Here is a 12477-nt window from a genome sequence, read left to right on the forward strand (position 1 = left end):
TAACTCGTTACAATCCTACACTATTTTTATAAAATATACAAATTTATTTTAAAAAAAATTAAACATAAAAAATGTCTCCTAGGGGATTTGAACCCCTGTTGCCGCCGTGAAAGGGCGATGTCCTAACCACTAGACGAAAGAGACTAATAAAAAAAGAATTCAATCTTTCTTTAATAATTAACTCAAAAATCACAATTATTAAGTTAGTTATCTTACCTTAGTAAAAAAAAGAGTCAAGTTTTTTTACATTTTAATTTCAAAAATCAAATTTAAAATTTAACAAAAATAAAAATATTTATAATTCAGCAAAAATCTTTTCAATATCTGGTAGAATATTATTCCAAAGTAAAAATGAATAAGCCGCTTGACTAATTAGCATTCCAATTCCATTAGCTAAGTTCATTGCTCCCAATTTTTTACACCAATTTAAGAAAGGAGTAGTCTGACTATTTTTTACGTACGATAAATCATAACAACTAACATTTTGATGAATTAATGAAGAAGGTAAAATCAATTTTTCCTTACTAAAAAAATACGAAGTAGCATGAATAATTAAACCAGCCTTAATAGCTGATAAATCTTTATATCCAACTTCCTGAATTTTCCCTAAATATCTAAATTCTTCTGCTAATTTTTTAGCCCGTTCATAAGTTCGATTATAAATGAAAACTTCATTATTTTTTGATAAAATTGATGGTAATAACCCTCTTGCAGCACCTCCTGCTCCTATTAATAGGATCTTATTGTTTTTTTTAAGAAAACCTAATCGATTTAAATCATATAAAAATCCTATACCATCTGTATTATCACCTAAAATTTTTTCATCTTTTACTTTTTTTAATGTATTTACTGATTTTGTTAACTTAGCTCTATTAGTTAATATGTCAGAAAAACAATATGCTTCTTCTTTAAAGGGTAAAGTAACATTAGCTCCATCTCCTATTGTATTAAAAAAAGAGTTAATTCTATTACTAAATTCATTTAGTGGAACTTTAACAGCTGTATACGAACAAGGAATATTAGTTTGCTTAGAAAATAATGAATGTATTTTGGGTGATAGTGTATGTTCTATGGGATTACCAAAAACCGAAAAATGTTTAAATTTATCTAATTCCATACGAATCTCCCAAAATATTAAAATTATAATTTTTATTATTAATTATTAAAATGTTTTTTATCTTTCTTTAAAAAAATAATATTCAAAATATTTTTTAACTTTTTTTATTCATTAAATACAAAATCTAAATTTTATTAAATATTAATTAATGTTTTAAAAAAACTTTTAAATTAATTAATAAAAAATCAGTAAAAATATTTAATATTAAAAAAAAATGCTTTAAACTATTTGCATAATTAATATAAACATGTAGCATATATACTTTAAATATGAAAATATTACAATATCCTGATAAAAGATTACGAAAAAAGGCAAAACCAATAAAAAAAATCAGTGAAAAAATAAAAAAAATTATAGATAATATGTTCAAAACCATGATTCATAATGAAGGAATTGGTTTAGCTGCTACTCAAATTAATATTAATTTACAAATTATTGTAATAGGTAAAATAGATAACATTTGTAATCCATTTGCATTAATAAATCCAAAAATAATGAAAAAATCTGGTTCTTCTAGCATTGAAGAAGGTTGTCTTTCTATTCCTAAAAGAAAAATTTTTGTCCCAAGATATGAAAAAATAAAAGTTAAAGGATTAAATCTAAAAGGTCAAAAAGCAATTTTTACAGCTAAATCTTTACTTTCTATCTGTATTCAACATGAAATTGATCATTTAAAAGGAAAATTAATCATTGATTACCTTTAACAAAATTAAAAAATAAAAAAAAATATTATTTATGAAAAAAAAAACAAATTCTATGAATATAATTTTTTCCGGAACTTCCGAATTTTCTGCTATGCATCTTATAGCACTGTTAAATTCCGGTTATAAAATAGTTCTTGTATTAACTAAACCAGATAGCTTTTCAGGAAGAGGAAAAAAATTAACTTTTTCTCCTGTAAAAAAAATCGCTTTAAAAAGATCTATACCTATTTTACAACCAAATTCTTTACAAGAAAAAAAAACATTTTGTACTTTACGTGATTATCATGCTGATATAATGATTGTTATTTCATATGGATATATTTTTCCTAAAAAAATAATAAATTTATTTAAAAAAGGATGTATAAATGTACATCCATCTTTACTTCCTCGTTGGAGAGGAGCCACTCCTATCCAATCAGCAATTTTAAAAGGAGATAAAATAACTGGTGTTAGCCTTATTCAAATTAATGAAAAAATAGATAACGGAAATATTCTTTTATCAAAATCCTGCATTATTTCAAAAAATGAAACTACGTATTCTTTATCTAAAAAACTTCAGTTTATTGGTATTAAACTTTTAAAAAAAATTCTAAAAAAAATTTTTTTTGGCACATTAATTCAAAAAACTCAAAATAATAAATATGCTACATATTCAAAAAAAATTAATAAAAAAGATGCCTTATTAAAATGGAATAAGTCTGCTTTAAAATTAGAAAGAAAAATTAGAGCCTTTAATCCTTGGCCTATAACATTCTTTAAATTTAAAGAAACAATCATAAAAGTATGGAAAGCAAAAAAAATTAACTCTACTAGTGTACTTCCAATAGGAACTATTTTAGAAGTTAATTCCAAAGGTATTCAAATAAATACGAATAAAGAAATACTAAATATAGAAAAAATTCAATTTCCTGGAAAAAAAGTTATTAGTGTTAAAGATCTCATAAATTCTAATAAAAATTATTTTTCAAAACAAAATAAAATTTCATAAAATAAAAAACTATTAATTTTCATTTTTTTTTAAAACCCTACTATTAAAATATGTAAATAGGGTTTATTTATTTTCTGTTCTTTACATTCATTAACAATTTAAAAAATAATTAAAAAATTTTAAACTTATTTTTTTATTTTCAACATTTTTTTACTTTTGTTGTCATTTAACCTATCAACTAACTCTACGTATGCCATCTTTGTATTATCTCCTAACCTAAAACCACATTTTAAGACTCTTATATAACCTCCTAATCTAGAATTAAAATGAGGTCCTATTATAGTAAATAGCTTAGCTACTATTTTAGCATTCCTTATCTTAGAAAAAATTAAACGACGATTTGAAACTGAATCAATTTTAGCTATAGTAATAATTGGTTCTACTATTCTTCGCAATTCTTTTGCTTTAAACAAAGTTGTTTTGATAGATTCATGAAGAAATAAAGAACAAGCCATATTTTTAAACATCGACTGAACGTGACTTCTTTTTCTGTTGAATTTACGACCAATTTTTCTATGTCTCATATTCCTATCCTTAAAAAAAAATACTTTATAGAAAATTATTCTTCTTTTATACTTTTTGGAGGCCAATTTTCTAAACGCATACCTAAAGAAAAATGTCTAGAAGCCAAAACATCCTTAATTTCTGTTAATGATTTTTTACCTAAATTAGGAGTTTTTAATAACTCTACTTCTGTTTTTTGAACTAAATCTCCTATAAAATGAATTTTTTCTGCTTTAAGACAATTAGCAGATCTTACTGTTAATTCTAAATCATCTACTGGTCTTAATAATATTGGATCAAAATCTGGTTTTTCTTCTTTTATTTCAGTTTCATGCACATTTTTTAAATCAATAAATGCTTCTAACTGTTCAGCTAAAATGGTTGAAGCCCTTCGTATAGCTTCTTCAGGATCTATAGAACCATTAGTTTCTAATTCTATTACTAATTTGTCTAAATCTGTTCTTTGCTCTACTCGAGCTGATTCAACATTATAAACCATTCTTTTAATAGGACTATAACAAGCATCTAACACTAATTTCCCCAATAAATGATTTTCGGAATCTAATTTTATTCTAGAAGCTGCAGGAACGTAACCTCTTCCTCTTTCAACTTTCATTTTCATTTTAATAAATGATTTTTCATCAGTTAGATTACAAATTTTTTGATTAGGTCGAACTATCTCTACATCTTCTCCATGTATAATATCTCCAGCAGTAACTAAACATACACCAGAAGAATTCAAATGAATAATCGCTTCATCTTTTCCAAATATTTTAATAGAAATTTCTTTTAAGTTTAACAAAATCTCAAGTATATCTTCTTGAATCCCTTCCTTAGTGCTATACTCATGAAGTATACCGTCAATTTCTACTTCTGTAATAGCACAACCTGGCATAGAAGATAATAAAATTCTACGAAGTGCATTTCCCAATGTATGCCCAAATCCTCTTTCCAAGGGTTCAAGTACGACTCGAGAACAAGTTGAACTAATTTGTTTTACTTCAACTAAACGTGGTTTCAAAAAATTTAGAATAGTATTCTGCATGATACTCCTCTATTCTATATAGAATATTATTTAGAATATAACTCAACAATTAAATGTTCATTAATTTCTGCAGATAAATCAGACCTATCTGGAAATCTTTTAAAAATACCGGTCATTTGTTTACTATCTACTTCCAACCAACTAGCTTTTTCTCTTTGTTCGCATAATTCAAGAGCTGCTTTGATTCGAAATTGATTTTTGCATTTTGATTTAATTTCTATTATGTCATTAACTTTAACTTTATAAGAAGGAATATTTAAAATATGGTTGTTAACCATCACTGATTTATGTGTAATGAGTTGCCTTGCTTCTAACCGAGTAGCTCCAAATCCCATTCGATATACTACATTATCTAATCTGCTTTCTAAAAGCTTCAATAAATTTTCTCCAGTATTTCCTTTCAATTTAGAAGCTATTTTATAATAATTTTTAAATTGATGTTCTAACATTCCATATAATCTTCTTACCTTTTGTTTTTCTCGCAATTGAATACCATAATCAGATAATCGTTGTTTTCTACTTCCATGCTGCCCTGGAAGCTGATCTATTTTGCATTTTGATTCTATAGAACGACACCCTGATTTTAAAAATAAATCAGTTCCTTCTCTTCTACATAGTTTCAATTTTGGTCCTAAATACTTAGCCACTTTAATTTATCTCCAAAAAAATAAACAATTAAACTCTTCTTTTCTTAGGTGGACGACAACCGTTATGAGGAATAGGAGTAACATCAGTAATGTTAGTAATTCTAAAACCAGAAGCATTCAAAGCCCTAATAGTAGATTCTCTTCCAGGCCCTGGTCCTTTTACCATCACTTCTAAATTTTTAATACCATACTCTTTAACCAATTCAGCACATTTTTCTGCAGCTACTTGCGCAGCAAATGGAGTAGATTTTCTAGATCCTCTAAATCCCGAGCCTCCTGAAGTTGCCCAACCTAAAGTGTTACCTTGTCGATCTGTAATAGTAACTATAGTATTATTAAATGAGGCATGAATGTGTGCAACACCATCTAAAATTTGTTTTTTCACTTTTTTTTTAGTACGAATAGGCATTTTAGCCATTTTTTTCACCTTTTAATTATTTTCGAATTGGTTTTCTAGGTCCTTTTCTTGTTCTTGCGTTGGTCTTGGTTCGTTGTCCCCTTACTGGCAAACTTTTTTTATGACGATTACCTCTATAACAACCAAGATCCATCAAACGTTTAATATTTAAAGTTACCTCCCTCCTTAAATCTCCTTCTACAACAAATTTAGATACAACTTCTCGTAATAATTCTATTTGTTTTTCCGACAAATTTTTAATTTTTGTATTCTTTGGTATTTTTAACTTAAAACAAATATTAAAAGCTCGAGTTTTTCCTATTCCATATATTTTACTTAACGAAATAACCACATGCTTATTATCAGGAATGTTAATACCTGCTATACGAGCCATTTTATTCTCCTATAAATTATTTAATTTTAAACTTTATATTTTACAAAAATATTTTAAAAATTAGAGCTATCATTTAAAAATTAAAATTTATATTTTAAAAATCAAAATATTATCCTTGACGTTGTTTATGTTTTGGATCATTAGCACAAATAACTTTAACAACATTTTTTCTTCGAACTATTTTACAATTTCTACATAATTTCTGAACAGAAGTTCTTACTTTCATAAAAATTTTTCCATTTTTTTAATTAAATGCTATTTTTTAAAATAAAAATTAGCTTTTTTTAATGCTAAATCGTAATGCGTAGACATAATTATAGTTTGAATTTGTGAAATAAAATCCATAATAACTACTACTATAATCAATAATGAAGTACCTCCAAAATTAAAAGGAAATTTAAATAAACTTTTCATAAATTCAGGAACTAAACAAATAAAGGTAATATATATAGAACCTATTAATGTCAAACGAACATTAATTCTATTAATATATCTTGCCGTTTGTTCCCCTGGTCGAATTCCTGATATAAATGCCCCAGATTTTTTTAAGTTTTCTGCTGTTTCCTTAGGATTAAAAACAAGTCCTGTATAAAAAAAACAGAAAAAAATAATTGCTATGGAATACAAAACTATGTAAAAAAAATGATTAGGTTGTAAAAAAGATAACATTTTTTTTAACCAAAAACATTTTGAGTTATATAATTGAAACCAAGATGCAATTGTTGTAGGAAACAAAATAATACTAGAAGCAAATATTGCAGGAATAACACCCGCCATATTAATTTTTAACGGAAGATGACTGCTTTGAGAAATATACATTCTTCGACCTTTTTGACGGCGAGGATAATGCACTACTATTTTTCTTTGACTTTGTTCCATAAATGCCACTAAATACGTAACTAAAAAGGATAGAACAATAATTAACAATATTAATATCTCATGTAAAAAATCTTTTTTTATCTGTTGAAATAATAGAACTACGGTTGAAGGAAAACTAGCCACAATACCTGTAAAAATAATTAAAGATATTCCATTTCCTATACCCCTATTGGTAATTAACTCACCTAACCACATCAAGAAAATAGTTCCTGTAACTAAACTAACTACTGTTGTTACATAAAAAGAAAAATTAAAATGAGTTATTAATCGATACATCCCAGGAATTTTAGGTAAAGTTATTGCCAAGCTAACAGCTTGCGCTATTGCTATTATTAACGTTACGTACCGAACGTATTGATTAATCTTTTTTTTTCCTATTTCTCCATCTTTTTTTATTTCTGCTAATTTTTTATTAGATAAAGTTAATAATTGAACTATTATAGATCCTGAAATATATGGCATTATACCTAAAGAAAAAATAGAAGCACGACCTAAAGAACCCCCTGAAAATGTATTAAACATATCAATAATGGTACCTTTATGTTCTATCAATATTTTCGATAACATTAAAGTATTAATACCCGGAATCGAAATAAAAGAACCAATCCTAAAAATAATCAATGATATTATAACAAATAAAATTCTTTTTTTTAATTCCAAAATTCCATTATTCATTTTAATAGAACTTGATTTTATTTTTTTTACCATTATTTACTAACTATTCCTCGACTTGACCACCTAAAGATTTAACGATAGAAAGAGCACCTTTTGTGATGCCCAAACCTTTTATTTTTAAAAGATTATTTAATTTTCCTGAAGAAATAATTTTTACATATTTTATTTTATTTTTAATAATTTTTTTACTCTTTAACAAATTTAAATCAATGATATTTTTAGATAAATGTTCTAAATCAGATAAACGAACTTCTTTTTGCAATTTTTTTTTTCTTGATGTAAAACCAAATTTAGGAAGCCTTCTATACAAAGGCATTTGTCCCCCTTCAAAACCTCTACGTATACTAGAACCAGATCTAGATTTTTGTCCTTTATGTCCTCTTCCAGAGGTTTTTCCAAATCCAGATCCTATTCCTCTACCTAACCTTTTTTTATTTTTTCTAGATCCTAATTTAGGAGATAATGTATTAAGTTCCATTAACTAAACCTCTTCTATATGTAACAAATATGATATTTTTTTAATCATTCCTTGAATCGAAGGAGTATTTTTCCGAAAAACAACACTTCTAATACGACGAAGGCCTAAACCTTTTAATGTAGCCCTATGCGAAGGAATTCTACCTATGATACTTTTTATTTGAGTTATTTTTATTTTTTTCATATTATTAAATAATATCTTTAACAGACTTATTTCTTTTCTCTGCAATCATTAAAGGAGATTGTATATTTTTCAAAGCGTTTATTGTTGCTCGTACAACATTAATAGGGTTAGTAGATCCATATGTTTTTGCTAGTACATTATGTATACCCGCTACTTCCAAAACGGCTCTCATAGCACCCCCAGCAATAATTCCTGTACCTTCCGAAGCTGGTTTCATAAATATGATGGATCCTGTATGCATTCCTTTTACTGAATACTGTAAAGTTTTTTTATTAAGAGTAATGTTTATCATATTGCGTCTTGCTTTTTCCATAGCCTTTTGAATTGCAGAAGGTACCTCTCTTGCTTTTCCATAACCAAATCCTACCCGACCTTTTCCATTTCCAACTACAGTCAATGCTGTGAAAGAAAATATTCTTCCACCTTTTACAGTTTTAGATACTCGATTTACGGAAATTAATTTTTCTTGTAAATCATGGTTGATTTGTTTATCGATATTTATCATTTTATTATTTTACCTTAAAACTGAAGACCAAATTTTCGAGCTGATTCAGCTAGAGATTTAATTCTTCCATGATATTTAAAACCTGAACGATCAAATGATACTTTTTTAATACCCTTATTCAACGCCCGTTCAGCAATTTCTTTTCCTACTAAACTAGCTGCTTCTTTATTACCAGTTTTTCCATTTAAATCAACAGAAATATTTTTTTCAAGTGTAGATGCTACTACTAAAGTTGTAGCATCAACTTTTGAAATAATTTGAGCATAAATATGTCGAGAAGTTCTATGCACCACTAAACAAATTAAACCCAATGACTTTAATTTAGATCGAGTTTTAGCAGCACGACGCATTCTCGAAATTTTTTTTCTTTTAAAAAAAATCATTTTACTTTTTTTTAGCCTCTTTAATACGGACTATTTCATCAGCATATCTTATTCCTTTTCCTTTATATGGTTCAGGGGGACGAAAAGATCTTATATTTGCTGCTACTTGTCCTATTAATTGTTTGTTAGAACTTTTTAATAAAATTTCAGTTTGAGAGGGAACTATAACCTGAACTTCATCAGGTGCTGAATATTCTATAGGATGAGAATACCCCAAAAACATTTTGATAATATTATTTTGAACTAATGATACTCGATATCCTACACCAATTAGTTGTAACTTTTTTTCATATCCTTGACTAACACCTATAATCATAGAATTAATCAATGATCTTGCTGTACCAGCTTGAACCCAGGAATCATTAGCATTGCATTTTTTTTTTATTTTAAATGAAATTTTATTATTTTTATAATTTATTTGAACATTATCATTTATATCATAAATTAAAATTCCAAGTTTTCCTTTAACTAAAAATTTTTTTTTATCAAAAGATATTTTAACTCCTTCAGGAATTAATATTGGACGTTTAGCAACACGAGACATTTTTTCTCCTATTATAGATTTTTAATCTATTAAGTCACATGACAAATAACTTCACCACCTAAGCCTTTTTCTCGAGCTATTTTATCTGTTAGAACACCTTTTGAAGTAGAAATAATAGCTATTCCTAAACCACCCATAACTTTTGGAAGATCATATTTTTTTTTATAAATTCGTAAACTAGGTTTACTAATCCTTTGTATTTTTTCTATTACAGATTTTCCTTTAAAGTATTTTAAAAAAATTTTTAAAGTTGATTTTAAATTTTTTTCAACCATGTAATTAACTATATATCCTTCTTCTTTTAAAACAGAACTAATAGCTATTTTTAATTTAGAAGAAGGCATGTTAACAAAAAGCTTATTTGCTAATTGTCCGTTTCGAATTCGAGTTAACATGTCTGATATAGGATCTTGCATACTCATAAGATTCTCCTTAAAAAATAAATTTTAATATTTACCAACTAGCTTTCTTAAGACCTGGAATTTCTCCTCGCATTGCAGCTTCTCTTAACTTAATACGACTTAATCCAAATTTTCTTAAAAATCCATGGGGTCTACCCGTTTGTCGACAACGATTCCTTTGTCTTGAAAAACTGGAATCTCTAGGTAATTTTTGTAAATCTAACATCGATTTCCATCGAATTTCAGAAGATAAATTTGAATCAATAATCTTTTTCTTTAATTCTTTTCTTTTTTTAAAAAATTTATTAGCTAATTTTACTCTTTTTTTTTCTCTTTCTTTCATAGATTGCTTAGCCATTTGTTAATAAACCTTTTGTTAGTTTTTATTGTTTAAAAGGAAAATTGAAAGCTTCTAATAACAAAAATCCTTCTTTATCAGTACATGCTGTTGTTGTAATAGTAATATCTAACCCTCGAACACGATCTATTTTATCATAATTAATTTCTGGAAAAATAATTTGTTCTCGAACCCCTATGCTATAATTACCTTTTCCATCAAATGATTTTTTAGATAATCCTCTAAAATCTCGAATACGAGGAATCACAATTGTTATTAATCGATCTAAAAAGTCCCATTTTCTTTTTCCTCTTAAAGTAACTTTGCATCCTATAGGATATCCCTTTCTAATTTTAAAAGTAGATATTGATTTTTTAGCTTTTGTAATTAATGGTTTTTGACCTGAAATAGCTGTTAAATCCGATATTGCAAAATCTAGTATTTTTTTATCATTTACCGCAGAACCAACTCCCATATTTAAAGTTATTTTAACAATTCTAGGAACCTCCATGACTGAACGTAAATCTAACTTTTTCATTATTGTTGATATTACCTTAGTTTTATAAAAATCATAAATTTTTACCATATTTTTATTCCTTAAATTTTCATACAATAATATGATTATTAGACTTTAAAAATCTAATTTTCTTTCCCTTTTCAAATTTAAATCCAATTCTATCAGGTTTATTAGTTATAGGATTTAAAAAAGCTATATTAGAAATATGAATCGTTGATTCTTTTTTTATAATTCCGCCATTTACATTTTGAGAAGGTATTGGTTTTTGATGTTTTTTAATAATGTTAACACCTGAAACAATTACTCTTTTCTTTTTAATTATTTTTTTAACAATACCTATTTTTCCTTTATCTTTTCCGCAAATTACAATTACTTTATCGTTACAATGTATTTTTGTTACCATAAATAAATCACTCCTATAATACTTCCGGTGCTAATGAAATAATTTTCATAAATTTTTCATTTCTTAATTCTCTTGTAACTGGACCAAATATTCTTGTTCCTACAGGTTGCTCGCTATTGTTTAATATAACACATGCATTACTATCAAACCGAATAATAGATCCATCCAAACGACGTATTCCTTTTTTTGTTCGTACTATTACAGCTTTAAGTACTTCTCCTTTTTTAACTTTTCCTCTAGGAATAGCTTCTTTAATAGTCACCTTAATAACGTCCCCAATACAAGCATATTTTCGATTTGATCCTCCAAGAACTTTGATACACATAGCCGATCTTGCTCCTGAATTATCTGCTACAGTAAGCACACTTTGTTCCTGAATCATAATACTTTCCTTAATTATTAAATTAAAAAAAAAATATATTTTTTAAAATAAAATTTCATTAGAAAACATGAATAATTATATACAATTTTTCATGTTTTCTTCATTTTATGCATAAAAGAAATTTTACGTATCTATTCTTTTCACTATATTTATTAATATCCAATTTTTAGTTTTAGAAATAGGTTTACATTCCTGAATTTCTACTATATCTCCTATTAAACATTCATCTTTTTTATCATGAACATGAAGTTTAGTAGTTTTTTTAATGAATTTTTTATATAAAGGATGTTTAATAATTCGTTCAATGACAACTACTATTGTTTTATTCATCTTATTACTAATTACACATCCCTTTAAAATTTTAGACTTAGAGATCATAATTTACCTCGTATTTTTCCATGCAAAAATGTTTTAACACGAGCTATCTTTTTTCTACTTTCTTTTAATAAATGAACTTTTTGTAATTTTTTACTAGAAAATTGAACTCTTAAATTAAATTGCTCTCTTAACAATTCTGATAATTCAATTTTAAGCTCTTCAATACTATTCTCTTTGAATCCTTTTACTTTCATTACATCTCCATTCTAGTTACAAAAGTAGTTTTGATAGATAATTTTGCACCTGCTAACTTGAATGCTTCTTTTGAAATTTCTTCAGAAACACCTTCTATTTCATACAAAATTTTTCCAGGTTGAACCAAAGCAACCCAATATTCTACATTTCCTTTTCCCTTTCCCATTCTAACTTCTAATGGTTTTTGAGTAATAGGTTTATCAGGGAAAATTCTTATCCAAATTTTACCCTGTCGTTTAATAAACCGAGTTATCACTCTTCTTGCAGCTTCAATTTCACGCGCTTTTAAACGACCTCTAGTTGTTGCTTTTAAACCAAATGTTCCAAAATGAACTTTTTCATTTGTAACTAACCCTCGATTTCGGCCTTTATGCATTTTTCTAAATTTTGTTCTCTTAGGTTGTAACATAAAAATTTTCCC

At 26.5% G+C, this 12477-nt stretch carries 23 protein-coding genes and 1 tRNA gene; 2 read left to right on the forward strand and 22 right to left on the reverse strand.

Translation table 11 applies throughout. The features are described from left to right. Window positions 1–72 precede the first annotated feature (72 nt). Both RJT62_RS02060 and aroE read right to left on the reverse strand, forming a co-directional pair. Window positions 73–144 (reverse strand) — tRNA-Glu (locus RJT62_RS02060). Window positions 145–295: 151 nt separating this feature from the next. Continuing rightward, on the reverse strand, window positions 296–1117 hold the full coding sequence (aroE, locus tag RJT62_RS02065) for a shikimate dehydrogenase (RefSeq protein WP_343153493.1): 822 nt from the start codon (window positions 1115–1117) through the stop codon (window positions 296–298). A gap of 269 nt (window positions 1118–1386) precedes the next feature. Here aroE and def point away from each other — a divergent pair, with 269 nt between their 5' ends. After that, a complete protein-coding gene (def, locus tag RJT62_RS02070; protein WP_343153496.1) occupies window positions 1387–1821 on the forward strand; it encodes a peptide deformylase in 435 nt (144 codons plus the stop codon). Between the two features lie 31 nt (window positions 1822–1852). Then, window positions 1853–2809, forward strand: coding sequence for a methionyl-tRNA formyltransferase (gene fmt, locus RJT62_RS02075; RefSeq protein WP_343153499.1), 957 nt, complete (start codon window positions 1853–1855; stop codon window positions 2807–2809). 125 nt (window positions 2810–2934) lie between these two features. Here the strand turns inward: fmt and rplQ are convergent, their stop codons facing one another. The 20 genes from rplQ to rplP all read right to left on the reverse strand — a co-directional run bounded on the left by rplQ (window position 2935) and on the right by rplP (window position 12465). Next, a complete protein-coding gene (gene rplQ, locus RJT62_RS02080) occupies window positions 2935–3333 on the reverse strand; it encodes a 50S ribosomal protein L17 (RefSeq protein WP_343153501.1) in 399 nt (132 codons plus the stop codon). Window positions 3334–3368: 35 nt separating this feature from the next. After that, a complete protein-coding gene (locus RJT62_RS02085; RefSeq protein WP_343153503.1) occupies window positions 3369–4358 on the reverse strand; it encodes a DNA-directed RNA polymerase subunit alpha in 990 nt (329 codons plus the stop codon). Window positions 4359–4384: 26 nt separating this feature from the next. Then, a complete protein-coding gene (gene rpsD / locus RJT62_RS02090; RefSeq protein ID WP_343153505.1) occupies window positions 4385–5005 on the reverse strand; it encodes a 30S ribosomal protein S4 in 621 nt (206 codons plus the stop codon). Between the two features lie 28 nt (window positions 5006–5033). Continuing rightward, on the reverse strand, window positions 5034–5423 hold the full coding sequence (gene rpsK, locus RJT62_RS02095; protein WP_343153507.1) for a 30S ribosomal protein S11: 390 nt from the start codon (window positions 5421–5423) through the stop codon (window positions 5034–5036). Window positions 5424–5439: 16 nt separating this feature from the next. Then, on the reverse strand, window positions 5440–5796 hold the full coding sequence (rpsM, locus tag RJT62_RS02100) for a 30S ribosomal protein S13 (RefSeq protein ID WP_343153510.1): 357 nt from the start codon (window positions 5794–5796) through the stop codon (window positions 5440–5442). A 109-nt stretch (window positions 5797–5905) separates the two neighbouring features. Beyond that, window positions 5906–6022: a 50S ribosomal protein L36 gene (gene rpmJ, locus RJT62_RS02105; RefSeq protein ID WP_343153512.1), complete on the reverse strand. Its 117-nt coding sequence runs from the start codon at window positions 6020–6022 to the stop codon at window positions 5906–5908. Window positions 6023–6051: 29 nt separating this feature from the next. Further along, window positions 6052–7383, reverse strand: coding sequence for a preprotein translocase subunit SecY (gene secY / locus RJT62_RS02110; RefSeq protein WP_343153515.1), 1332 nt, complete (start codon window positions 7381–7383; stop codon window positions 6052–6054). A gap of 10 nt (window positions 7384–7393) precedes the next feature. Continuing rightward, the gene (gene rplO, locus RJT62_RS02115; protein WP_343153518.1) at window positions 7394–7828 is read right to left on the reverse strand and encodes a 50S ribosomal protein L15; all 435 of its coding nucleotides are present in this window, start codon (window positions 7826–7828) and stop codon (window positions 7394–7396) included. A gap of 3 nt (window positions 7829–7831) precedes the next feature. Then, the gene (rpmD, locus tag RJT62_RS02120; protein ID WP_343153520.1) at window positions 7832–8011 is read right to left on the reverse strand and encodes a 50S ribosomal protein L30; all 180 of its coding nucleotides are present in this window, start codon (window positions 8009–8011) and stop codon (window positions 7832–7834) included. Between the two features lie 4 nt (window positions 8012–8015). Then, the gene (rpsE, locus tag RJT62_RS02125; protein WP_343153522.1) at window positions 8016–8516 is read right to left on the reverse strand and encodes a 30S ribosomal protein S5; all 501 of its coding nucleotides are present in this window, start codon (window positions 8514–8516) and stop codon (window positions 8016–8018) included. Window positions 8517–8530: 14 nt separating this feature from the next. Continuing rightward, complete coding sequence (rplR, locus tag RJT62_RS02130; protein ID WP_343153524.1) at window positions 8531–8899, reverse strand: 50S ribosomal protein L18; 369 nt, start codon at window positions 8897–8899, stop codon at window positions 8531–8533. A 1-nt stretch (window position 8900) separates the two neighbouring features. Continuing rightward, entirely contained in the window at window positions 8901–9443 is a 543-nt protein-coding gene (gene rplF / locus RJT62_RS02135; RefSeq protein WP_343153526.1) for a 50S ribosomal protein L6, read from the reverse strand. Window positions 9444–9472: 29 nt separating this feature from the next. Beyond that, window positions 9473–9865, reverse strand: a complete 393-nt coding sequence (rpsH, locus tag RJT62_RS02140; protein WP_343153527.1) for a 30S ribosomal protein S8 — start codon at window positions 9863–9865, stop codon at window positions 9473–9475. A gap of 31 nt (window positions 9866–9896) precedes the next feature. After that, complete coding sequence (gene rpsN / locus RJT62_RS02145) at window positions 9897–10202, reverse strand: 30S ribosomal protein S14 (RefSeq protein ID WP_343153529.1); 306 nt, start codon at window positions 10200–10202, stop codon at window positions 9897–9899. Between the two features lie 25 nt (window positions 10203–10227). Beyond that, entirely contained in the window at window positions 10228–10767 is a 540-nt protein-coding gene (gene rplE / locus RJT62_RS02150) for a 50S ribosomal protein L5 (RefSeq protein ID WP_343153531.1), read from the reverse strand. Between the two features lie 19 nt (window positions 10768–10786). After that, window positions 10787–11101 (reverse strand): 50S ribosomal protein L24, encoded by a 315-nt coding sequence (gene rplX / locus RJT62_RS02155; RefSeq protein WP_343153533.1) that lies wholly within the window; start codon window positions 11099–11101, stop codon window positions 10787–10789. A 13-nt stretch (window positions 11102–11114) separates the two neighbouring features. Further along, window positions 11115–11483: a 50S ribosomal protein L14 gene (gene rplN / locus RJT62_RS02160; protein WP_343153535.1), complete on the reverse strand. Its 369-nt coding sequence runs from the start codon at window positions 11481–11483 to the stop codon at window positions 11115–11117. 123 nt (window positions 11484–11606) lie between these two features. Continuing rightward, window positions 11607–11861, reverse strand: a complete 255-nt coding sequence (gene rpsQ / locus RJT62_RS02165) for a 30S ribosomal protein S17 (protein WP_343153537.1) — start codon at window positions 11859–11861, stop codon at window positions 11607–11609. Continuing rightward, complete coding sequence (gene rpmC / locus RJT62_RS02170; protein ID WP_343153539.1) at window positions 11858–12055, reverse strand: 50S ribosomal protein L29; 198 nt, start codon at window positions 12053–12055, stop codon at window positions 11858–11860. Before rpmC ends, rpsQ begins: the two co-directional genes overlap by 4 nt. Beyond that, complete coding sequence (rplP, locus tag RJT62_RS02175) at window positions 12055–12465, reverse strand: 50S ribosomal protein L16 (RefSeq protein ID WP_343153541.1); 411 nt, start codon at window positions 12463–12465, stop codon at window positions 12055–12057. The genes rpmC and rplP overlap by 1 nt, the downstream gene beginning before the upstream one ends. Between the last annotated feature and the right edge of the window lie 12 nt (window positions 12466–12477).

Source organism: Buchnera aphidicola (Mindarus keteleerifoliae) (assembly GCF_039392895.1).
GTDB classification, from domain to species: domain Bacteria; phylum Pseudomonadota; class Gammaproteobacteria; order Enterobacterales; family Enterobacteriaceae; genus Buchnera_A; species Buchnera_A aphidicola_A.

Excerpts from the sequence above, each read along its gene's own strand:
- aroE (WP_343153493.1), bottom strand. The coding sequence starts at position 1,117 with ATGGAATTAGATAAATTTAAACATTTTTCGGTTTTTGGTAATCCCATA.
- def (WP_343153496.1), top strand. The coding sequence starts at position 1,387 with ATGAAAATATTACAATATCCTGATAAAAGATTACGAAAAAAGGCAAAA.
- fmt (WP_343153499.1), top strand. The coding sequence starts at position 1,853 with ATGAAAAAAAAAACAAATTCTATGAATATAATTTTTTCCGGAACTTCC.
- rplQ (WP_343153501.1), bottom strand. The coding sequence starts at position 3,333 with ATGAGACATAGAAAAATTGGTCGTAAATTCAACAGAAAAAGAAGTCAC.
- RJT62_RS02085 (WP_343153503.1), bottom strand. The coding sequence starts at position 4,358 with ATGCAGAATACTATTCTAAATTTTTTGAAACCACGTTTAGTTGAAGTA.
- rpsK (WP_343153507.1), bottom strand. The coding sequence starts at position 5,423 with ATGGCTAAAATGCCTATTCGTACTAAAAAAAAAGTGAAAAAACAAATT.
- rpsM (WP_343153510.1), bottom strand. The coding sequence starts at position 5,796 with ATGGCTCGTATAGCAGGTATTAACATTCCTGATAATAAGCATGTGGTT.
- rpmJ (WP_343153512.1), bottom strand. The coding sequence starts at position 6,022 with ATGAAAGTAAGAACTTCTGTTCAGAAATTATGTAGAAATTGTAAAATA.
- secY (WP_343153515.1), bottom strand. The coding sequence starts at position 7,383 with ATGGTAAAAAAAATAAAATCAAGTTCTATTAAAATGAATAATGGAATT.
- rplO (WP_343153518.1), bottom strand. The coding sequence starts at position 7,828 with ATGGAACTTAATACATTATCTCCTAAATTAGGATCTAGAAAAAATAAA.
- rpmD (WP_343153520.1), bottom strand. The coding sequence starts at position 8,011 with ATGAAAAAAATAAAAATAACTCAAATAAAAAGTATCATAGGTAGAATT.
- rpsE (WP_343153522.1), bottom strand. The coding sequence starts at position 8,516 with ATGATAAATATCGATAAACAAATCAACCATGATTTACAAGAAAAATTA.
- rplR (WP_343153524.1), bottom strand. The coding sequence starts at position 8,899 with ATGATTTTTTTTAAAAGAAAAAAAATTTCGAGAATGCGTCGTGCTGCT.
- rplF (WP_343153526.1), bottom strand. The coding sequence starts at position 9,443 with ATGTCTCGTGTTGCTAAACGTCCAATATTAATTCCTGAAGGAGTTAAA.
- rpsH (WP_343153527.1), bottom strand. The coding sequence starts at position 9,865 with ATGAGTATGCAAGATCCTATATCAGACATGTTAACTCGAATTCGAAAC.
- rpsN (WP_343153529.1), bottom strand. The coding sequence starts at position 10,202 with ATGGCTAAGCAATCTATGAAAGAAAGAGAAAAAAAAAGAGTAAAATTA.
- rplE (WP_343153531.1), bottom strand. The coding sequence starts at position 10,767 with ATGGTAAAAATTTATGATTTTTATAAAACTAAGGTAATATCAACAATA.
- rplX (WP_343153533.1), bottom strand. The coding sequence starts at position 11,101 with ATGGTAACAAAAATACATTGTAACGATAAAGTAATTGTAATTTGCGGA.
- rplN (WP_343153535.1), bottom strand. The coding sequence starts at position 11,483 with ATGATTCAGGAACAAAGTGTGCTTACTGTAGCAGATAATTCAGGAGCA.
- rpsQ (WP_343153537.1), bottom strand. The coding sequence starts at position 11,861 with ATGATCTCTAAGTCTAAAATTTTAAAGGGATGTGTAATTAGTAATAAG.
- rpmC (WP_343153539.1), bottom strand. The coding sequence starts at position 12,055 with ATGAAAGTAAAAGGATTCAAAGAGAATAGTATTGAAGAGCTTAAAATT.
- rplP (WP_343153541.1), bottom strand. The coding sequence starts at position 12,465 with ATGTTACAACCTAAGAGAACAAAATTTAGAAAAATGCATAAAGGCCGA.